Annotated in this window: 17 protein-coding genes; 3 read left to right on the plus strand and 14 right to left on the minus strand. The window is 56.7% G+C overall.

Going from position 1 to position 20,852, the window contains the following annotated elements:
• Nucleotides 1-22 precede the first annotated feature (22 nt).
• From I6N93_RS09930 to I6N93_RS09980, 11 genes are all read right to left on the minus strand, one after another.
• Nucleotides 23-1,807, minus strand: a complete 1,785-nt coding sequence (locus I6N93_RS09930) for a gamma-glutamyltransferase family protein (protein WP_085684796.1) — start codon at nucleotides 1,805-1,807, stop codon at nucleotides 23-25.
• A gap of 18 nt (nucleotides 1,808-1,825) precedes the next feature.
• Nucleotides 1,826-2,698 carry an ABC transporter permease gene (locus I6N93_RS09935; RefSeq protein ID WP_085684798.1) on the minus strand — a complete coding sequence of 291 codons (873 nt, stop codon included), beginning with the start codon at nucleotides 2,696-2,698 and terminating at the stop codon, nucleotides 1,826-1,828.
• Nucleotides 2,695-3,642, minus strand: coding sequence for an ABC transporter permease (locus I6N93_RS09940; RefSeq protein WP_085684800.1), 948 nt, complete (start codon nucleotides 3,640-3,642; stop codon nucleotides 2,695-2,697). Before I6N93_RS09940 ends, I6N93_RS09935 begins: the two co-directional genes overlap by 4 nt.
• An 83-nt stretch (nucleotides 3,643-3,725) precedes the next feature.
• Nucleotides 3,726-5,237 carry an ABC transporter substrate-binding protein gene (locus I6N93_RS09945; RefSeq protein WP_085684802.1) on the minus strand — a complete coding sequence of 504 codons (1,512 nt, stop codon included), beginning with the start codon at nucleotides 5,235-5,237 and terminating at the stop codon, nucleotides 3,726-3,728.
• Between the two features lie 81 nt (nucleotides 5,238-5,318).
• Nucleotides 5,319-6,083, minus strand: a complete 765-nt coding sequence (locus I6N93_RS09950; RefSeq protein WP_232099989.1) for a FadR/GntR family transcriptional regulator — start codon at nucleotides 6,081-6,083, stop codon at nucleotides 5,319-5,321.
• A gap of 405 nt (nucleotides 6,084-6,488) precedes the next feature.
• A complete protein-coding gene (locus tag I6N93_RS09955) occupies nucleotides 6,489-7,805 on the minus strand; it encodes a purine-cytosine permease family protein (protein ID WP_085684804.1) in 1,317 nt (438 codons plus the stop codon).
• A gap of 192 nt (nucleotides 7,806-7,997) precedes the next feature.
• Complete coding sequence (locus I6N93_RS09960) at nucleotides 7,998-8,984, minus strand: 5-oxoprolinase subunit C family protein (protein ID WP_085684806.1); 987 nt, start codon at nucleotides 8,982-8,984, stop codon at nucleotides 7,998-8,000.
• Nucleotides 8,974-9,855: a 5-oxoprolinase subunit B family protein gene (locus tag I6N93_RS09965; protein WP_085684808.1), complete on the minus strand. Its 882-nt coding sequence runs from the start codon at nucleotides 9,853-9,855 to the stop codon at nucleotides 8,974-8,976. The genes I6N93_RS09960 and I6N93_RS09965 overlap by 11 nt, the downstream gene beginning before the upstream one ends.
• Nucleotides 9,852-11,240: an acetyl-CoA carboxylase biotin carboxylase subunit gene (locus I6N93_RS09970; protein ID WP_085684810.1), complete on the minus strand. Its 1,389-nt coding sequence runs from the start codon at nucleotides 11,238-11,240 to the stop codon at nucleotides 9,852-9,854. The genes I6N93_RS09965 and I6N93_RS09970 overlap by 4 nt, the downstream gene beginning before the upstream one ends.
• Nucleotides 11,241-11,299: 59 nt before the next feature.
• Complete coding sequence (locus tag I6N93_RS09975) at nucleotides 11,300-11,548, minus strand: acetyl-CoA carboxylase (RefSeq protein ID WP_085684812.1); 249 nt, start codon at nucleotides 11,546-11,548, stop codon at nucleotides 11,300-11,302.
• A gap of 30 nt (nucleotides 11,549-11,578) precedes the next feature.
• The gene (locus tag I6N93_RS09980) at nucleotides 11,579-12,355 is read right to left on the minus strand and encodes a 5-oxoprolinase subunit PxpA (RefSeq protein WP_085684814.1); all 777 of its coding nucleotides are present in this window, start codon (nucleotides 12,353-12,355) and stop codon (nucleotides 11,579-11,581) included.
• A 171-nt stretch (nucleotides 12,356-12,526) separates the two neighbouring features.
• Here I6N93_RS09980 and I6N93_RS09985 point away from each other — a divergent pair, with 171 nt between their 5' ends.
• Nucleotides 12,527-13,441, plus strand: coding sequence for a LysR family transcriptional regulator (locus I6N93_RS09985; RefSeq protein WP_085684816.1), 915 nt, complete (start codon nucleotides 12,527-12,529; stop codon nucleotides 13,439-13,441).
• Nucleotides 13,442-13,484: 43 nt separating this feature from the next.
• On the opposite strand, the gene I6N93_RS09990 is transcribed toward I6N93_RS09985, so the two are convergent.
• Nucleotides 13,485-15,176, minus strand: a complete 1,692-nt coding sequence (locus I6N93_RS09990; protein ID WP_085684818.1) for a thiamine pyrophosphate-binding protein — start codon at nucleotides 15,174-15,176, stop codon at nucleotides 13,485-13,487.
• Between the two features lie 781 nt (nucleotides 15,177-15,957).
• On the opposite strand from I6N93_RS09990, the gene I6N93_RS09995 reads away from it, so the two are divergent.
• Both I6N93_RS09995 and I6N93_RS10000 read left to right on the plus strand, forming a co-directional pair.
• Nucleotides 15,958-16,710 carry a response regulator transcription factor gene (locus tag I6N93_RS09995; RefSeq protein WP_085684820.1) on the plus strand — a complete coding sequence of 251 codons (753 nt, stop codon included), beginning with the start codon at nucleotides 15,958-15,960 and terminating at the stop codon, nucleotides 16,708-16,710.
• Nucleotides 16,698-18,062: an ATP-binding protein gene (locus tag I6N93_RS10000; RefSeq protein ID WP_232099991.1), complete on the plus strand. Its 1,365-nt coding sequence runs from the start codon at nucleotides 16,698-16,700 to the stop codon at nucleotides 18,060-18,062. The genes I6N93_RS09995 and I6N93_RS10000 overlap by 13 nt, the downstream gene beginning before the upstream one ends.
• On the opposite strand, the gene I6N93_RS10005 is transcribed toward I6N93_RS10000, so the two are convergent.
• Together I6N93_RS10005 and I6N93_RS10010 are read right to left on the minus strand one after the other, a co-directional pair.
• The gene (locus I6N93_RS10005) at nucleotides 18,052-19,998 is read right to left on the minus strand and encodes a TonB-dependent receptor domain-containing protein (protein ID WP_085684822.1); all 1,947 of its coding nucleotides are present in this window, start codon (nucleotides 19,996-19,998) and stop codon (nucleotides 18,052-18,054) included. The genes I6N93_RS10000 and I6N93_RS10005 overlap by 11 nt on opposite strands.
• 334 nt (nucleotides 19,999-20,332) lie before the next feature.
• The gene (locus I6N93_RS10010; RefSeq protein WP_232099996.1) at nucleotides 20,333-20,800 is read right to left on the minus strand and encodes a nuclear transport factor 2 family protein; all 468 of its coding nucleotides are present in this window, start codon (nucleotides 20,798-20,800) and stop codon (nucleotides 20,333-20,335) included.
• Nucleotides 20,801-20,852: the final 52 nt, after the last annotated feature.

Genomic DNA, 20,852 nt, shown 5'->3' on the forward strand with positions numbered 1-20,852 from the left:
TCACGCCGCCGGGCGACGCACGTCATCGCCCTATCGCATACGCCTGCATCAGACGCGGCGTGGCGGCGGCGCGCAGCAGCCCGTCTTCATCCCGACGCGCGGCCGTTAAGCGGCCGATCGTCCAGGGATCGGACGCCACAATGTCATGTCCGCGCGCTTTGAGGGCCGAGAGCGCGGCGTCGCCGATGCTGCTCTCAATCATCACATGGCCCGGCTGACGCGTGCGTGGGTAGAACGAGCCGGGGAAATGCGCGGTATGGAACAACGGCAGGTCGATGGCCTGCTGCAGGTTTAATCCGTAATGGGCGTAACGCAGGAAAAACGCCAGCTGCCACTGATCCTGCTGGTCGCCGCCCGGCGTACCGAACGACAGCGTCGGCCGACCTTCATACAGGGCGATCGACGGCGTGAGCGTGGTGCGCGGACGCTTGCCGGGCGCCAGCGATGTCGGCAGGCCCGGCTTTAGCCAGAACATCTGCGCGCGGGAGTTCAGGCAGAAGCCCAGCCCCGGGAGCACCGGCGACGACTGTAGCCAGCCGCCGGACGGCGTGACCGATACCATATTGCCCTCGCGATCGATGACGTCGATATGCACCGTGTCTCCCCGTTTTTCGGTCAGGTGCGACATGGTCGGTTCATACACGGCGCCGCTGCCGCGCTGCGCGGCGAGCATGCTCAGCGTCAGATCGTGTTGATCGGTGAACCCCGGCAGATGTCCCGGCCGCAGCGCCAGCGATGCCTCGGCGGCGATCAGTTTGCGGCGCTCGGCGTTATAGCCGTCGGACAACAAGGTCTGCATCGGCACCGCGGTAAAGTTCGGGTCGCCGTAATAGACTTCACGGTCCGCATAGGCCAGCTTCATGGCTTCCACCACCGTGTGCACAAAATCCGGTCCCGCCGGATCCATGGCGGCGATGTCAATGCCCTTCAGCAGCGCCAGCGACTGCAACAGCACCGGCCCCTGCCCCCACGGACCGGTTTTGGCGACGGTCCAGCCGTGGTAGTCATACGTCGCGGGCGCTTCGACCGTCGCATGCCAGTTCGCCATATCGTCGGCGGTCAATACGCCTTTATGGCGATGGCCGCTGGCGTCCATCACTTCCGCCGTGTGCAGATAATCCGCGATCGCCTCGGCGACAAAGCCGCGATAGAAGGCATCCCGCGCCGCGTCGATACCCGCTTCGCGTCCCGGCCGGGCCTCAGACTCCCGAATAATGCGCCTCCAGGTTTCGGCCAGCACCGGATTGGTGAAGTTCGACAGCGCGGCAGGCGCCGTACCGCCGGGCAGCCACGTGTCATACGACGTCGGCCACTCCGTGCGGAAAAATTCGGCCAGATCGGTGATGGTCGCCGCCACCCGCGGCAACAGCGGATGGCCGTGCTCCAGATAGCCGATCGCCGGTTCCAGCACCTCACGCACGGTCATCGTGCCGTAGTCCCGCAGCATCAGCATCCAGCCGTCGAACGCGCCGGGTATCACCGTCGCCAGCAGGCCGTCGCCGGGGATCAGGTCCAGCCCCTCGGCGGTGTAGTGCTCAAGCGTCGCCGCCGCCGGGGCGGTACCCTGCGCGCAGATCACCTCAATCTTGTCCTTTTTGCGCGAATAGATGACGGCGGGCATATCGCCGCCGGGTCCGTTCAGATGCGGCTCGACCACCTGCAACACAAAGCCGGCGACGACGGCCGCGTCGAAGGCGTTGCCGCCCCTCTCCAGAACGCTCATGCCGACGGCGGAGGCGATCCAGTGGCTGGACGTGACCACCCCGAAGGTGCCTAAAATCTCCGGACGGGTGGTGAATGCGGTCATGACGCTCTCCTTTTCTCGTTAGTTTTCACGCGGGTCGAGCGCATCACGCAAGCCATCGCCCAACAGGTTAAAGCCGATCACCACCAGGAAGATGGCGGCCCCCGGCCACAACGCCATCCAGGGCGCCTGGGTCAGGAAGTTTTTGGCGACGTTCAACATCGAGCCCCAACTGGGCGCGGGCGCCTGCTGGCCGAGGCCGAGGAAGGACAGGCTGGCTTCCGCGATAATCGCGGTCGCCACCGTCAGCGTCGCCTGAACGATGATCGGCGGCAGGATATTCGGCAGGATGTAGCGCAGCAGAATATCGCCGTGGCCCAGTCCGATGGAGCGCGCGCCTTCAATGTAGTCTTCGGTTTTGACCGCCAGCACCTGCGAGCGCGTCAGCCGGATGAATATCGGCATCGCGGACAGGCCGATGGCGATCATCGCATTCGTCAGGCTCGGACCGAGAAACGCCGCCAGCGCAATCGCCATAATCAGGAACGGCATCGCCAGAAAGGCCTCGGTCACGCGGGAAATTCCCTGATCGACCCAGCCGCCGAAGTAGCCGGAAATCAGGCCGAAAGGGACGCCGGTCAGCACGGCGATGGCGACGGAGATCACCCCCGCCATCAGCGAGGCCTGCGCGCCCCACACCATACGCGACAGCACATCGCGGCCGATGTCGTCCGTCCCCAGCCAGTGCGCGGCCGACGGCGCTTTGCGGATGGCGCTCCAGCTGGTGGCGAGCGGGTCGGCCAACGGCAGCAGAGGCGCCAGCACCGCCAACAGGGCGAAAAAGACGATGATAATGAGACCGGCGATCGAACTGCGGTTGCGCTTCATCTTCTTCCAGGCGCGGTTTCCGGCCACGGCCTGCGGCGCGACGACGACGGGTTCAGTCAGGCTCATAGCGCGCTCCTCATTCGCGGATTCAGCAGCATGGCGGCGACGTCCGCCAGCAGATTCATGACGATGAAGCCTACCGCCGTACACAGCACCACGCCTTGCACCACCGCGTAGTCGCGGTTGAAGACCGCATCGACGATCAGCTTACCGAAACCGGGAATGGTGAAAATCTGTTCGGTCAGCACCGCCCCCGCCAGCAGCTCGCCGAACAGCAGCGCCGTCAGCGTGACGATGGGCGACAGCGCGTTGCGGAAGGCGTGGCTCAGCACCACCTCGCGGTTGGACAGCCCCTTGGCGCGCGCCGTGCGGATGTAGTCCGCTTTCAGGACCGACAGCATCGCCGAGCGCGTATGCCGCATCAGCGTCGCCGCCAGCGCCGTGCCGAGCACAAAGGCGGGCATAATCGTCGTCTGCAACGACCGCCACGGGTCGACGAACAGGGATTCGTAGCCCGATGCGGGCAGCCAGCCCAACTGCACGGACACCAGCAAAATCAGCATGATGCCAAGCCAGAAGTTCGGGATCGACAGCCCCGACAACGCCACCACGTTAGCCAGATAATCCAGCGTCGTGTTCTGCTTTACCGCCGCCAGAATGCCGATCGGCACACCGATGATCAGCGCGAAAAACATCGCCATCACCGCCAGTTGGAGCGTGACCGGCAGTTTTTCGCCGATCAGATCCAGCACCGGCTGATTGGTGCGGAGCGACACCCCGAAGTCGCCCTGCGCCACGGCCCCAAGCCAGTAAAAGTACTGATACACCACCGGGTCGTTCATGCGGTATTTTTCGCGCAGCAGCTCCAGCACCGCCGGATCGCGCTCTTCCCCCGCCATCGCCAGGATCGGATCCCCAGGCAGCAGCTTTTGCAGCGAAAAAACGAAAATGGAGATAATCAGGAGCGTCGGTATCGCCACCAACAGGCGTTTGCCGATATAGATGTGCATTCGCGCGTTTCCTTATTCAAAGAGTGCCTCAACCGGGCCAGCCGAGGGGATGACCCGCCTCCCCCCAGCGAACGCACGCCGGATTAGTTGCCTTTTTTGACGCCCGTCAGGCGGATCATCCCGTCGGCGGACGGCGTAAATCCGGCGATTTTTTTGGCGTAGGCATAGAGGTAGGCCTGATGGCCGAGATAGATCAGCGGCAGATCGTTGTCCAGAATCTTAATCGCGGCGTCGTACCGGGCTTTACGCACCGCGTTATCCGTGGATTCGCGCGCTTCGTTCAGCAGCTTGTCGACCTCAGGATTGCAGTATTTGGTGTCGTTGATGCCGCCGTCGCAGGTCACAAACGGGTGAATATTGCCGTCCGGATCCGAACGGCCGGACCAGTCGGAGCGCGACAGCACGTAGTTCCCCGCCGTCTGTTCGGAGAGCAGCGTGGCGAACTCGGTCGCTTTCAGTTTGACGTTGAAACCCGCTTCGGCCGCCATGGACTGGATCACCTGCATCATCTGGGTCTGCGTGGTGTTGTTGGCGTGCTGGAGTTCGATATCGTATTTCTCATAGCCCGCCGCCTTCATCAGCGCCTTGGCCTTCGCCACGTCCCGCGCCGGGACCGGCAGATGCTGGTTATACCCAGGGCTGGTGGACGGCCACGGCTGATTGCCGGCAAGCGCCGTGCCCTCGAAGACCACCTGATTGATCGCTTCCCGGTCGATAGAGAGCGAGAAGGCCTGACGCAGCCGTTTGTCCTTGCCGAAGGGGGTGTTTGCCTGCGGTCCGTTGCCGATATTGACGTACAGCGCCATATAGCCCGGTCCGATGACCTTGCCGTAGTTCAGGTTCGGGTTCTGCTGCACGGCGGCGACATCCGACGCCGAGATACGCTCGGCCAGATCCAGCTCGCCGGACTGCAAGTTGGCTAACCGTACCGTCGTATCCGGGATAGGGAGGAAGGTGACCTTATCGAGAAAGATGTTGCCGGCGTTCCAATAGCGGGGAAATTTCTCAAGCACGATGCGGTCCTGCTGGACGCGCTGCACGAATTTAAACGCGCCGGAGCAGATGGGATCCGAACCAAAATTGGCCCCGAGCCGCTTGCCCGCCGTCGGGGAGATCATCGTGCCCGCGCGATCGGACAGCTGAGCCAGCAGGCTGGCGTCGGGGCTTTTCAGCGTGAATTTCACCTGATATTCGCCGATCGCCTCCACGCGGGCGACGGAGGCCAGCTCGCTTTTGCGGCGGGACTCCGGCATCGTCATGTAGCGTTGGATGTTGTACACCACCGCTTCCGCGTTAAACGGCGTGTCATCGTGGAACACCACGCCCTGGCGCAGATCCATGGTCAACGTTTTGCCGCCGTCGCCCCACGTCCACTGCGTTGCCAGCTGAGGAATAATCGACAGCGTGTTGTCGACGTCCACCAACCGATCGCACAGGCTGGTGTAGATAATACGCCCGACAAACGTGCGCGACTGGGCCGGGTCCAGCACGTCCGGGTCGTCTTGCAGGCCGATGCGTAATTCTGCCGCCTGCGCCGTCGTCGCCATCACTGCACCGGCCAGCAAGAGCCCGGTCTGTTTAATAAGTCGGTTCATGTCATGTTTCCTCTGGTCGATAGCAAAAGCCGAGAGTCGGCGCAATGAATGCAGGTCAGACGGCGCTGGCCCACGGAAAACTTAGCGGCGGAGCGCTTCGGCGTCGTCCGAAGCATCGTCGCCGAGCGCGGTATGGCGAATGAGCCTATCCTCCAGCGTCAGCAGGTGCCGGCGCATCGCCTCGCCTGCCCTCACCGGGTCGTGGGCGGCAATCGCCTCAATGATTTCCGTGTGATCGCTGTGCGAGTCGGTGAGCGACGCGTTGTGGCTGCGGGCCAACGCGCGTAGCGCCTGCCAGGCCGGGTCCTGACGCACGCGGTTTACCACGTCGAACAGCGAGAGAAACAGCTGGTTGCCCGCGCTTTGCGCAATCAGTCGATGCAAAGAGCCATCCCACAGCTCGCGCCAGTCGGCGTCGGTGCGCTCGTAGATTTTGTCGCGCAGCGCCCGCATTCGTTCGATGTCCGACGGCTTGGCGCGCAGCGCGGCCAACTGCGCCAGCTGAGGCTCGATGCGCAGCCGCACCTCCATGATTTCCATAAAATTGGTTCCCTGGATCAGGTTGGCCGCGTGCGCGCCCCAATGGTCCGGCTTTTGCCCGAGGAACGTGCCGGCCCCCTGCTTGCGCCAGATAAGCCCCTCCGCTTCCACCACCTCCAGCGCGCGCCGCACCTCGCGCCGGCCCACGCCCCACAGCTCGGAGAGCGCTCGCTCCGTCGGCAGTTTTCCATCAGGCTCCAACGCGCTCTCGCGCAGAAGTTCACGAAGTTTCTCGAGCGCATAATGCGAATTTTCCGTTTTCTTGATGCGAGCCATATCGCTCATTGGTTCACTCCAATTGGTCATTGGTTCAAAAAAAGCACGGTGACCGGGTCAAGTCAATATGGGGGAAAGGCGCCAAACGTGCGGCAAAAAACCATAAAATCACTGCTATTGTGGTGGATTGGGTACAGATGCTGCGTCACTGAAACGGTCGACCGGTTGAATACGTGGCGAGTGTCGCTTTTTTAAGCGTTTTATATCGGGACATTTCACGCCGTTTTTTCGTCAATACATGAAAAAAAACGGCCTTTACGGCGACGCGTTGGTGCCACAGCGCTGCAAAGCGGATGATTAACAATAAGAAATGATGATGGATAGATGCGGGCGGGACGTCTACCAGCGTCTCTGACCTGGCGGGATTTTACGGATACGCGTCTTTAAGTAGGCATGCGGAAAACGCCGCCGTCTGTCGACGACGGCTCGGACAGGTCATACGGCCGCGCGCGGCGTCGCAGCAGGCAGAAGACGGTACAAGACGAAAGCGGTGATGAACGTGGCGGGCGCAGACCAGGACTGCCATACCCCCTCCGCGTACATCAACACCATGCCGACGGCGACACTCCCGCCCCAGGCAATCAACCCCGAGAGGTTGATATTGCGCTCAAAGTTAATGCCCAGCGCCTGACGCGCGGGCGTCAGAATGTAGCTCAGCGCCACACCCACCCAGGCCACCACAAAGACCCCCTGCCAGGCCAACGCCTGCAAAATGTAGCCGAACACATCCGCCAACATCAGCACATAGACCACCAACCCGACCAGACAGGCCCAGATAATCCGCCGGAATCGCAGCCGCAACAGCAGCCGGAAAAAGTCCTGCATGTTCACCGTCGCTAGAAAATAGTTGGCGGTGTTGATGCGGGTTTGCGTCACCCAGACGAAGAACAAGCCCCACAGCCCCAGCAGATTGAGGATCGCCACTACCACGCCGGTTTCGCTGAGTCCATCGCTTTCCGAAAAACCGCTGACCAGATAGATGCCCGCCACGCCGTTGAGCAAAAAGGTGATGAGATAGAACGGCATGCCAAAGTTGATGCCCGCGTGGTAGTCCGCGTCCTTCGCTTTGCCGTAACGGGCGTAATCGAAGGTATACATCATCAGGATCCACACGCCCATATAGTAGGTGAAGCAGTGCCACCAGCCGTAGGCCGGCGGATCGGCGGGACCGAACGCCAGCCATTGCGGGTTATAGCCGTTTTGCTGGATGGACACCGCCACCGTCAGCAGCAGCCCAAGCAGGTAAAACGGCAGCAGCACGCCGTTGAATTTATCCAGCCAGTGCTGCACGCTGCCGAAAATCAGCGGCACGCTGTACAGCACGACCACCAGCGCGGCGGCGGCGTAAGGCAACGCCGGGAACAGATGGTTCAGCGCGAAGGCGATGACCGACCCTTCAAATACGGCGTAATAGATGGCCGTAGAGAAGAAGATCAGCGTTGCGAGAGACGAACCGAGCCGACCGAACAACGCCTGCGAAAACAGGGAGACCGACAGCCCGGTTTTTATCGCGAACCGGCTGATGATCCCATTCACCACGCCATAGCTGACGACCGACAACACCATGCCGATAATGGCGTTTTTCGCGCCCCAGCTCTGCGCGAGCGACGCGCCGACCACAATATAAAACAGCGCGCTGCATACCGCCCACCACGCCATGGTAAGCGAGAGTTTGCCCATACGCTCGTTGGCGGTGACCGTACCCGACTCCGTCGCCGGGGCGGTCAGCTTGACATCAGAAAGATCTGCCATAGGGGTACTCCTGACTGCAAAAGAGGGAAAGCCACACCTGACCGACGAACATCGGAAAAGGCCCGGTCATAGCGATGAACAACAAGTAGCAGGCAGCACGAATCGCCATGCGGACGGTGGATACCGCATGGCCCGTGACAGGACGATCGGTGCTGTAACGCTACCTAAACCGGCGAAGGTCGCCGGGTGGGATCAGGCCGTCTGTCGGCCGATCCAGTCTCTTAACCGCGCCAGCCGCTGCTGATACTGCCGCCGGGCGGCGAGCGCCTCTTCCAGCGACACCGGCACAAAGCGCACCTGATGATGAGGTTGCAACTGCGCCACCCGATCCAGATCGGCGCTGATCACCGTTCCCAGCGTCATATAGCCCCCACCGGAAACGGCGTCGCGCAGCAGGATGATGGGTTCCAGCCCGCCCGGCACCTGTACGGAGCCGATGGGGTAGCAGGCATCGACGATATTGGACGGATCGGAACCCGCACCGAACGGCGGCTTACGCGGCAGATATTCCAGCGGCTTACCGCCTTTCAGGCGATAGCCGATACGGTCCGCCTCGGTGCCGACCCGCCAGGTATCAGCAAAAAACTGCGCCGCCGCCGCATCGGTCAGGCGGTGAATATAGAGGCCGCGCACCAGACGCAGCGTCACCTCTTTTTCGAAGTGCGGACACAACGCCACAGGCGCCTGCGCGCCTTCAGCCCCCACGCCGGTCGGTTCGCCGATAGGCAACTGGTCGCCCTCCTGCAGTCGCCGTCCTTCCCATCCGCCGAGCGCGCCCAGCGTATAGGTGGAGCGGCTGCCGAGCGCCAGCGGAACGTCGATGCCGCCCGCCACCGCGAGGTAGCTGCGGCAGCCCGTCTTGGCGAAATCAAACTTCAGCACTTGACCGGGCTTGACCCGAAAAGCGGTGTCCAGCGGCATTTCCGCGCCGTCCAGCCGGGGTGTCATCCGCGCGCCCGTGACCGCCACCAGCACCTCTTTACCGAACGCCAGCTCTGGGCCGATCAGCGTGATTTCCAGCGCGGCGGCGGACTCGCCGTTGCCCACCAGCAGATTGGCCATACGCAAGGCATAGTCGTCCATGCCGCCCGAAGGCGGTATACCGAGGTGGTAGTACCCCTCGCGACCGGTATCCTGTACCGAGGTCGCCAGTCCGGGCTTGATAACCTTAATCGGCATACAGCACCTCCCGCAGGTAGTGGGTGTAATGCGCGGCATCCGCGCTGAATTTTTCCAGTTCGAACGTCACCGGCCGGATGCGCAGGCTGAACGTCCCCGCCTCGACCTCCGCCACGGCGCGGTCGTACTCTGCGCGATCCATCGCCCGGAACTGAACGATATCGCCCGCGCGGAAGAACACCATCGACGCTTGCAGGTAGTCGAGGCGCTGGATTGGGTCATAGATTGGCGCGGGCGTGACGCCGAACAGCTGATAGCCGCCCGCTCCGCGCACCGAATAGATACAGCCGAAACAGCCGCCGTGACCGAGCGACAGGCGCGGGGTATCGGTCCGCGGCCGCAGATATTTAGGCACTTCCAGCTGTTTGGCCTCTTCGACCATCTGGAACATGAAAGGCAGCCCCGCCACGAATCCCACCATCGACACAAACCACGGCGTGCCGCTATGTGCGGCGATAAAATCCGCTACTTCGGCGTAACCATTAATGGCGGCGGCATACTCCAGATCGGTCGCCTGCGGATCCTGATGACGATCGCGAAACCGCATCAGCGTTTCATGCGTCCAGGGATCGTTGTAGAGCACCGGAATTTCAATGATGCGGGTCGACAGCGAGGTGCCGGTGGTGGCCTGCGCCTCGGCATGTTTCACCTGTTGCAACAACGCTTCCGGCGCGATGATATCGGGATTGAAACGCACCTGAAACGAGGCGTTCGCCAAACAGATATCCAGCACGCCCGGCAGCGCCCGCGACTCCAGCGCGCGCGTGATCGCCATACCACGAAAGAACGCGTCCAGCGACATGGCTTCGTCGATTTCCGCAAACAAATGTTCGTCGCCGCCGAAACTGTAACGAATGGCTTTTGTCGTCATGTCATACCTCCTGAGCGGACCGCCGCGTCTGCGGCGGTCCGCTCCGCCAGCCAGCGTTCCAGTGCCGTCGTGGTAAAGTCGCCCGCCTGCAGACGTGCGTCCGTCAGCAGCCACTGATGCAGCGACTGCGTGGTGGTGATGCCAGTAATACGCAGATCCGCGAGTGCTTCGGCAGCGCGGAATAAGGCCTGCGCGCGATCCTCGCCGTGAACGACCAGTTTCGCCACCAGCGAGTCGTAATACGGCGGGATGCAATAGCCCGCGAACAAATGGCTTTCGACCCGCACGCCCTCGCCCCGCGGCCAGTTGACCTCCGTCACCGTGCCGGGACAGGGGAAGAAATTACGCGCCGGATCTTCCGCATTAATGCGCATCTCGCAGGCTGAACCGTTCAGCGCGATCGCCTCCTGCCGTAAGGTCAGTTTTTCGCCCCCGGCAATACGCAGCATCCATTGCACCAGATCCACACCGGTGACCATTTCCGTTACCGGGTGTTCGACCTGAATACGGGTGTTCATTTCGATGAAATAGAAGCGACCGGTGGCCGAATCGAAGAGATATTCCAGCGTGCCCGCGCCTTGATAAGACAGGCTCTGCGCCAGCTTCACCGCGCTGTCGCACAGCGCCTGACGCTGTACGTCGGTCAACGCGGGAGACGGCGCTTCCTCGAAGATTTTCTGCCGCCGCCGTTGCAGTGAGCACTCCCGGTCAAACAGATGCACCACCCGTTCGCCGTCGCCGAGGATCTGGACTTCAATATGGCGGGCGTGTTCGATAAACAGCTCCAGGTACACCGTGCCGGAACCGAAAGCGGCCTTAGCTTCCTGCTGCGCCAGCGGAAAGGCCGCTCGCAGCGCCTCCGGCGTCTCGACGACACGGATCCCGCGCCCGCCGCCGCCTGCCGCCGCTTTGATCAACAGCGGATAACCGATGCGCTCCGCAGCCTGCAGGGCGTCGTCGAGCGTGGTGATATCCTGCTCCGATCCCGGCACCACCGGGACGCCGGCGGCTTGTGCGGTACGGCGGGCGGCGGCCTTGTCGCCCATCGACCGGATCACCCCTGCCGTCGGCCCGACGAAGATCAGTCCGGCCTGGCTAACGGCGTCGGCGAACGCGGCGTTTTCCGATAGAAACCCATAGCCCGGATGGATCGCATCCGCGCCGCTCGCGCGCGCTGCCTGCAACAGCGCCTGTGGATTGAGATAGCTTTGGTCGGCCCTGGCCGCGCCGATAATACGGTATTCGTCGGCCAGCTGTGCAGGCAACGACGCGACGTCCGCCTCGCTGCACGCCGCCACCGTGGGGATACCCAACGCCTGGGCAGCGCGAATAATCCTGACGGCGATTTCCCCTCGGTTGGCAATCAATAATTTATTTATCGGCATCAATATCTCCACATCCGCGGTGATTAAAATAAACGCTCAGAGATAATTAAAACGTTTATTTAGCGATCGCTTTTAATAATGGCAATCACTTGACCGGGTTCTATCGGCTCGCCATTTTCAACTTTGAATTCAATTAATGTTCCTGAATAACCCGCTACCATTTCGGTAAATTGTTTCATAACCTCAATCAGGCCAATAACCGTATCGTCCTGAACATTATCGCCCTCTTCCATAAATGGCGGCATTTCGGGCGCGGGTTGCCGATAAAAGACACCCGGCAAAGGAGAATAAACTTCATATTCTTTCATATTAATGACTCCTGATACAGCATTATTATTTTAAACAACGCGTCTCTTTTCTGGCGCTGTTATTTCAATGGACGAAGTTTTTAATAATTCGCAGGTCGCTTTTAACAATTCCTGCGCGCCCGGCGTATCACTATGCATGCAGACTGACTCGAAAACGATAGGAATATCTTTTCCCTCGACGGTGCAGACGACGCCGTCCCGGCAGGCGCGCAGCACCTTGTACGCCACCTTGTCCGGGTCCAGCGCCCCTACCCGACGGGTGAAAACGATAGAACCGCTCAGGTCATAGTCGCGATCCGCATAAAACTCACAAATGACAGGATGTTGCAGAGACTGAGCCGCTCGCCATACGGCGGTGCCGTGCATGCAGTACAGCAGCAAATCCGGCGCGATCCGATGCAGCGCCTCAACAAAACACTGTGCTGAGGCTTCCTCTTTCGCCAAATGCATATAGAGTGCGCCGTGCGGTTTAATATGCTGCAAGTCCATCTGACATAACCGCGCCAATTCCCGTAAAGCGCCCAGTTGATAAACGATATCGTTAACTAATTCATCCGGTCGCATGGCGATATGACGACGACCAAAACCAATTAAATCGCGGTAGCCGGGGTGCGCGCCAATAGCCACGCCATAATATTTCGCCAGCTCAACGGTTTTACGCATCACGGAGGGATCGCCGGCATGAAACCCGGTGGCAATATTGGCAGAACTTATGAATGACATAATTTCTTGATCACTATTGCCGTTAATTGCCCAGGCGCCAAAGTCTTCGCCCATATCAGAATTCAGGTCGATGTGTTTTATCATAATAATTTATTATTGGTAGCTCATTGATTTAAAAATAATATAGGGGAAGTTTTTTACAGCCGAATAGCAGTATTTTCTGATAGCAAGCCATCGAAAAAAGAGATCGCAGGACGAGGTCTTATCCCGGTGACGACGCCGGACTGATTTCAGCCTTCCACATCGGAGAAGAGCATGTTGACACTACGCCAGATTCGATATTTTGTCGCCACGGCGGAAATGGGGCAGATATCGCAGGCCGCCATTCACCTTAATATCTCGCAATCGGGCGTCACTAGCGCCATTCAGGAGTTGGAAAGCTTATTGGGGAAACCACTGTTTCGGCGTTCGGTGCGGGGCATGACGTTGACGGAAACCGGTAGCCACTTCCTGCACCATGCCTACTCGATTCTGCGCAGCGTGGACGATGCGTTGCATGTTCCTTCAACGGACGACCAGATCTGCGGCCAGCTCAATCTGGCCGCTTCCTACACGGTGATGGGCTATTTTCTCCCCTACCATTTGCAGCGGCTCTCTTCCGCCTTTCCGCACCTCAACATTAATCTCTATGAACGGGAGCGTATCGACATCGAACGGGGGCTGCTGGATGGAACGCTGGATATCGCGCTGGTGTTGACCGCTAACCTGACGCTGCCGGGCATTACCTCGGAGACGCTGTTTAACTCCGAGCGTCGTCTCTGGCTGCCCAGTCGCCACCCGCTGTGCGACAAGCCGCATCTCACGCTGGCGGACGTCGCCAAAGCGCCGTTTATCATGCTGACCGTGGACGAAGCCGACCATAGTGCGATGCGCTACTGGGAAGAGAGCGCACAGCGTCCCCGCGTGATGCTGCGGACCAGTTCCGTCGAGGCCGTGCGCAGCATGGTGGCCGACGGGCTCGGCGTCGCCATCCTGTCCGATCTGGTTTACCGCCCCTGGTCGCTGGAAGGGAAAAGAATTGAAACCCGCGGCCTGACCGACAATCTGCACCCCATGAATGTCGGACTGGCGTGGCGCAAGGACGCGATTTTCACCCCGTCGATGAATGCCTTCAGACTGTGGTTCCGCAGCGCCTTTCTAACGCCGCAGATGAACTTCAACCGCCGCTAACGACGGTCCCCAAAACGCGTCAATAGAAAAGGCAATGCCCGGTTTAAAGCGATTTAACGGTGTTGTTTCGCCCCGCTACCGGCGGCAGCACGTTCCGATCAATCCGGATGTCAACGATCGTGGGAACGGCTTGTGTTATCGCGTCACGTAGTGCGGTTTCCAGCTCGCCACGACTCGTGACGAGAACCCCGTTAGCGCCCAACGCACGAGCGAACAAAACAAAATCCACCTGCGGAATTGTACAATCCAGCGCCGGATAACCGACCGAGCTCAATCCCTGCCTGCACATGTTATAGCTGCCATCATTCAATACCACCCAAATAGCCGGGGCTTGGTGATGGACCGCAGTACTGATTTCGTTATTCATCAGCATGGAACCATCGCCAATGATGCCGACGGTGACTTTACCCGTCATCGCCAGTCCGACAATCCCGCAGGCATAATGCCCCATGGTGCCCAACGCTGAATTGACCCGATAGCGATTCGGCTTTTGAAACTGCAAATAACGGTTTGTCCATACGTGCGAGTTTCCGGCATCGGCAGCCACCAGACAGTCGAATTCATCGATCGCCACCTTTTGAATGACGGCCATCACATCCTCTGGATTGACCACGCCATCGTTGATCTTGACCGGGACCCGAGGATGAGACAATTCGGACGTTTGTACAAAAGGAGACTGGTGAGCATGAGGCAGCGTTTTTATTTTCTCGTAGACTCCCTGCAGAAACGCTGATATCTCAGCATGAATAATTTCGGTTGCCGGAGGAAGGTTATTTCTGATATCCGGATTTTCCAGACTGACATAATAGACCTTAATTCCTTTTATCTTATTTTGAAGGTAATACGCACTGGACTCCCCTAATCGCGTTCCCAGAATAATCAATGATTTTAATGAGGGGTGATGGATGGCAGAAAGAAGCGCCGGTTCATCGCAGCCCAGACCGGTAGTCCCTATATATAACGGATGCTTCTCAGGAAAAATACCTTTCCCTCGCGGCGTAGACATAACCGCCGTCTGTGTTTCTATGGCGAGTTGCGTTAATACTTCGGATGCGTGGAGACAACCAAAGCCATTCCAAATTATGGCATCACCCGCAGCAAGCACTTCCGCTATTTCTTGCTGCTGGGCGGCCAGAGCGTCGTCGTCTTCCCGGGCTATCGGTGAGGGAGTATATTCTGTATTATCATATTCTTTATATGTGACTTCTGACTTCTGAATATGGGGAAGAATAAATATTCCTAGCACGTGGCCCTGCGAAACTTTAAAACGATTGATGGCGTCAATTGCTTCACTTATCTTTTCGTGTTCATCGATACAAACGACGTTATCGAAATACCCCGATATGCCGTCTCCTTGCAGGGCATTGACGTCCTCCACCGTGGTTTGTTGCAACCCCCATAACCCATGACTCTGTGGCGTGGTAATGGGCGCAATCAATATCACTTTAGCGCCATCCAGCTTTGCCGTGCGCATTGCCGTTAGGGTGTTGGTAATACCGGGGCCTGCCGTGGTAAATACGGCGGCAGGCTTGTGATGGTACAGGCTGTATTCAGAAGCACAAAAAGTCGCGCCGGTCTCATGTCTGCAATGAATAGTTCTGATAGACGATTCTGACAGCGCCTTCCATACAGGGGCAATATAGGCACCTGAAACGCCAAAGGCGATATCCACCCCGATATTCTCTAAGTATCTGACAAGGATTTCAGCCACTGTCCGTTGTGATTCCAATTCCATTAAACTCCCTTATTTAAGGTATACGTTAACATTACAGAATAAAATCACGTCAACATCATGAGGAGACACATCCTAGTTTAACACCTGCCATTGGGAACACACAATAGTGAATGATATTCTCAGGAAACCATAGGCAGGTTATTAATCACTCCATGGTCATTCATTCCTTTTTATCTTCATCACTTTTAGCTCATATTAATAATCACGACTAGCGTTGTTCCGAGGCAGGAGGCGTATTTCAATAAGAATAGTCGCCTGGAACTCACTCTGCAATTAATTATTAATTTGAAACACCAGGCACGTAAATGAATTAAAAGACAGGAGACATAAATAAAATATATTCGTATAAAAATAACGTCTTATTTTAGATAATCTAAAATCATCGTTTAACTATGCAAATTATTTTTAATGCAAAACCTTTTTAAAAATAAAAATGATGGAGAGCAAGGTTGCCAAACGTTAATGATTAAGAAAAGCGTCTGGATGAGCGTCTAACCCAATGAGGGACTACACATGGGATGGAACGCATTCATTTCATACATCCGGACATCCTCAGAGCATCAAGCCGGACGTTAAACTTACGCTTACCGGTCATCTGTTATCGCAAATTGAAAGATCGCGCGTGAGCGAAAATTTCCTGTGCTAAATCCTGGGAAAGACGCTTGTGGGCTTGGGGTAAAAGCGAGAGTTTCGTCGCCAACACTGTTATTGAAAATAACAAGCATTCTCATTATATTATAGAATTACTCTTCTTTCAGCCACGTCTAATTCGGCAGTTTTAATGAATGATTTTTCCTTTCCTGTCAAAGTATTAGTCGTCGATGATCACCGCAAAATTCGCGAGCCGCTTGCTGCATGGCTGCGGTGTCAACGCCTCAACGTCATCACTGCTGATGCTGCTGCTTCAATGTGGTCAATACTGCGTACAAATACCTTTAACCTTATCGTTCTGGATGTCATGCTACCTGACGGTGATGGCATGTCTCTTTGCCAGCAAATTCAGCTTAAATACAAAACACCAGTCATCCTGCTTACGGCGAAGGACACGATTGACGATCGCGTCAGTGGGCTGGAGATGGGTGCTGATGATTACGTGGTAAAGCCATTCGAGCCGCGTGAGCTACTTGCCCGCATCCATACCGTGCTGAGGCGTGCCAGGAGAACAGATGAGCCACAGCATACTACTCACCACCGGCCCGATCATGCGATGTTTTTTTCCGGGTTGATTTACAGGCCAGTCAGCCGCGCTGTCACCAATCCACAGGGGATAACGCTGAAGCTGAGTTCTGTGGAAGCCAGGCTCCTGACTGCTTTTCTTTCCAGCCCGGGTACTGTACTCAGCCGTGAAGTACTGATGGACCGCTGCATAACGCCCGGAAATGAGGTTTTTGACCGGGCAATTGATCGACAGGTCAGCCGTTTACGAAGCCGCCTGCAGCAGTTGATTCCTGGCGTTGTTCTGCTGGATACGGTATGGGGAGAGGGCTATCGTCTGGTTTCGCAGGTTGAGGTGCGTAACGAATGCCTCAGCTAAAACGCCTGATGCCGCAGAGAATGATGAGCCAGCTTGGTTTGCTGATGGTTTCGGCAATTGTGATTGCCAATCTGCTTGCGGTGTGCGGCCTGCAACTTATCGGTAATTTGCTATCTCCTGCCACGCGTAATCTGGCAGTTGAGCGTATTGAGCTTGTATATATTGCCAGTCAACTTGCGCCGGGCTCTCCATTACATATTTTTCGTGAGGATGGTGCAAGGTTCTGGATTGCCGATCATGCTGAAGTAACACCATTTCCCATGCGGCGTGAAGAGCTGCGTCTGCGTGATGCCATTTTGAAGTTAAAGGGATTTACGCCGGAAATGCAGGTGACGTTTCAACTCGAGCGTTCCAATGGTGGGCCAGCGCGCTGGCATCTCTTTAGTGCGGAGAATAGCGATCCTTTAACGCTGCGATCGACAATCTCTCTGCCTGACGGGACTTATCTGAATGGTATACAGCCGATTGATCCTGCATATGCATGGATACAACTGCTCTCACTGTCGCTGGTAATCATGACGGTTCCACTGCTCCTGCTGAGTCTTTATTTCACCTACCTCGTTGTCAGACCGATTAAGCGACTTGCTGCAGCCACTGATGCCCTTAGTCGGGGAGACTGGGCCGGTAGTCTACCTCTCGTTGGCCCACGTGAATCAAAAGACCTGACAGGCAGCTTTAATCTGATGCAGCAACGTCTTGCCCGACACCTGGAAGGCAAGACCCGTATGCTGGCCTCAATGAGTCACGACTTCAACACGCCGCTGACCGAACTTCGCCTGCAGATAGAACTCATGGAAGCTGGAGAGGCTCGTGATGACATGCTGGAAAGTCTCATTGAATTACAGAGCATGGTCAATGGAACGCTGAACTTTATCCGTGATGAAACGGCGCAGGAGAAGTCCTGCCTGTGCAATCTTAGCAAGTTACTGAGTGATCTGACGCATCGTTACGGCCAAAAAGGCGAGTCAGTCAACTGGCAGGGAGAGGCAGAGATTACGATCCATTGCCGGCCGCTGGCGATAAAACGGGTATTAAGCAATCTTATTGAGAATGCATTGAGCTATGCAGGCGAGGCATCCGTCATACTCACAACAGAGAGCAACATAGTAAGGATAGAAGTCCTGGACAGCGGTCCGGGTATCCCGGAGAAACAGCTTGAGCAGGTCTTCGAACCCTTCGTTCGCCTGAATGATAACTGTGTAGCCCGACACCACTTCGGCGGCGGGCTAGGTTTAGGTTTATCGATTGCCCGTGCTTGTGTCCATGCCCACGGCGGCGAGCTGAGTCTGAAGAATCGCGCGCCCGCCGGTTTATGTGCAACGATTTTGCTGCCGGGAGCGATCAGAAGGTGAGCGTCACTCCACCCCAAAAGGTTCGACCGTAGTTGACCGTACCGTAGGTTTCGTCGTTCAGACGCTTATCGCCAATGTTGTAAATAGCGCCATTGAGGGCCAGATTCCGGCTAAGCTGATGCGACACACCAACATCAGCCGTCAGGTAATCGGGGGCCGGTTCAGCAGTAACGGAGGTACCGTACTCTTTACCATGATAATTAGCCGCTGCCCAAAACTGCGTTTGTCCCGTGTAATCCCATTCGCTACGCAGACTGGCTTTATGCTTAGTAGTTAAAGCCAGCGGAGCCCCCTTATTGCTGCCGCTTTTCTGCTCTGAATCCAGGAAGGTATAGTTAGCTTTTAACGATAGCTCAGGCGCTATCTTCCAACTGCCGGTTAATTCCGCGCCTTTGATGATAGCTTTATCAATATTGATACGCTCCATCACGATATAACCGTTCCAGCGTCGATCCGTCGTTAGCGTGGAAAGCTTGTCCTGGAAGTCGTTGTAGAAGAGCGTAGCGCTGGCAGAAAGATCGTCACGATTCGACCACATCGCGGAAAGCTCGTAATTGGTACTGGTTTCAGGCTTCAGATTGGGATTACCAAGCATGGCCCATGTATTGCGGCGCAGCACAGCGTAATCGTCAATCACCGAGCGAATTTCCGGAGTCTTAAAGCCTCGCGCGACGCCGCCTTTCAGGGTCCACTCATCACTGACATACCAAACGCCATATAAGCGCGGGCTGTAGTGATTGCCGTACTTTTCGTGATTATCAAGGCGTAATCCACCGGTGAGTGAGAAGGCTTCAGCGAGCCGCCATTCGTCCTCGATAAACAGTGCTCGTTGCACCACGCTGTAGCGATGATCCTGGCGTGTACCATCTCCCTGGTTCCAGTCTTTTAGCTCATTTCCCTGCCACTGGCCGCCCAGCGTGGCGGTATGGTACATGGTTGGCACGATCAGTTTTGCATCCAGCACGCTATTTTTAATGGTTGGTTTACGTCCGTAAACGTCACTTTGTGACGGGCTGGCCAATCCTTCACGGCTGGTTTTTTCCTGAGCAAAAGAAACCGTTGATGTTCCCCAGTCCCAGCGTCCGTCGTGGCTGACGGACCAGTGATCGCGGTTATTTTTTTGTTCACGCGTCGCCCAGTTTGCACTCTCGCCATCACCGTTTTTCAGGCGACTGACGCCGCCTTCAAGCTGCAACTCCTGATTATCGGTTGGCGCAAATGACAGCCTCCCGGTTACGTCCTTATGGTCGGCTTTGCTGAAACCATTGGTGTTCTGCACATCATCATCGGCCTGACGATCCAGATAGCGCCCCCATAGCTGTAAGCCCAGCTTGTCATCGACTAGGGGACCTGCAAGGTAAAACTGCGTGTTTGCAGCATTACCCTGGTCATCATGCTGGCGAGCAGCATAGTCCCAGGACAGCGACCCGCCCCACTGCTTATTGACCTTACGGGTAATGATATTGATGACTCCACCAATCGCATCTGACCCGTAAAGCGATGACATTGGCCCACGAATTACTTCAATACGTTCGATGGCGGCAGCCGGCGGGATAAAACTCTGCTCATAACCGGCATTGCCATTCACCCGGGAATCTCGACCACTCTGGCGCTTTCCGTCAACAAGGATGAGCGTGTAATCTCCCGGCATCCCGCGAATGGAGATATCATTTTCATTAGCACCGCCTATGACGGAGACACCTTCAACATCGCGAACGGCATCAGCCAGGTTTTGGATAGAACGCTTACGGAGGTCATCGCCTGAAATCACGGACACTGACGCAGGGGCATCTTCCAGCCGCTGTTCAAATCCAGATGCGGTGACCACCATTGTATCTGCCGACGTCTCAGAATCTGCTGCGTAGGCTGCGGAAGTGAACAGCAGTATCAGACTGGCTAATTCAGTTCGTTTATATTTAATAATTGAGTTACACATGAGTGATTGACGCCCTAGCCCTAGAGAGAAACGCTAATGTTAATCATCCGCATCTGTAAAAATTGGACAAAGTAAGACAAATTAGTGGGCTCGGGACCAATAACGGGCAGCGTAAGCCACCGACGAATATCAGGAGGTGCTGAGGACAATTTAGTGGAGCCGTTTTATCGGTAAGGGCGAACAACACGAAACGCCCACTTGTTGCAAGACTGTTAATAGCTCCTCGATCATTAACGCTAAATCCCTGCTCAGATCGCCAAGTTTCCAACCTCGGGATCGTATTCGCTCAAGCCATGTCCCGGCATGCCCAGGACAATACAACGATACGACTTACTCAGCAGCACCTGAAATTGTGCCGAGAGAAATTTATGATTCGCGAACAATCCGTGAGCAAAAATAAGCGTCGGTCCTTCGCCAATATCGCGGTAATGATACAGAGTGCCATTAATTCTAACCTGCTGAAACTGCCATTCATCACTGGCATCAAAAGCCCTGCTAAGAGGGCGGGACCTTCAAGCACTTGATAACGAATGATTTTTGACCCTGATACCTTAAAATGAATGATCATATCGCTGCCAACCGCATTTCCCGCACTCAGTACAATATGACGAAAACGCCCCAGTACCAGAACGCTATCATTATGGGGAATAATTTCACTGATGGAAAAATCCCGTGGTTTGAAGTTTTGCGGGAAATCTTGCAACCCGGCCGGGCCCTTTAATAGCCCAACGGAAGACACACCAGGCTCACCATCGATATGCCACACGATATTGTCATCAAGCAGGCTGACGATGTCATCCAACTTTTCTTCAGCAAATGCCGCAGATAAGCCTCAACAGTCTTTCTTGCGCTCA

It is taken from the genome of Lonsdalea populi (assembly GCF_015999465.1).
In the GTDB taxonomy this organism is placed as follows: Bacteria; Pseudomonadota; Gammaproteobacteria; order Enterobacterales; family Enterobacteriaceae; genus Lonsdalea; species Lonsdalea populi.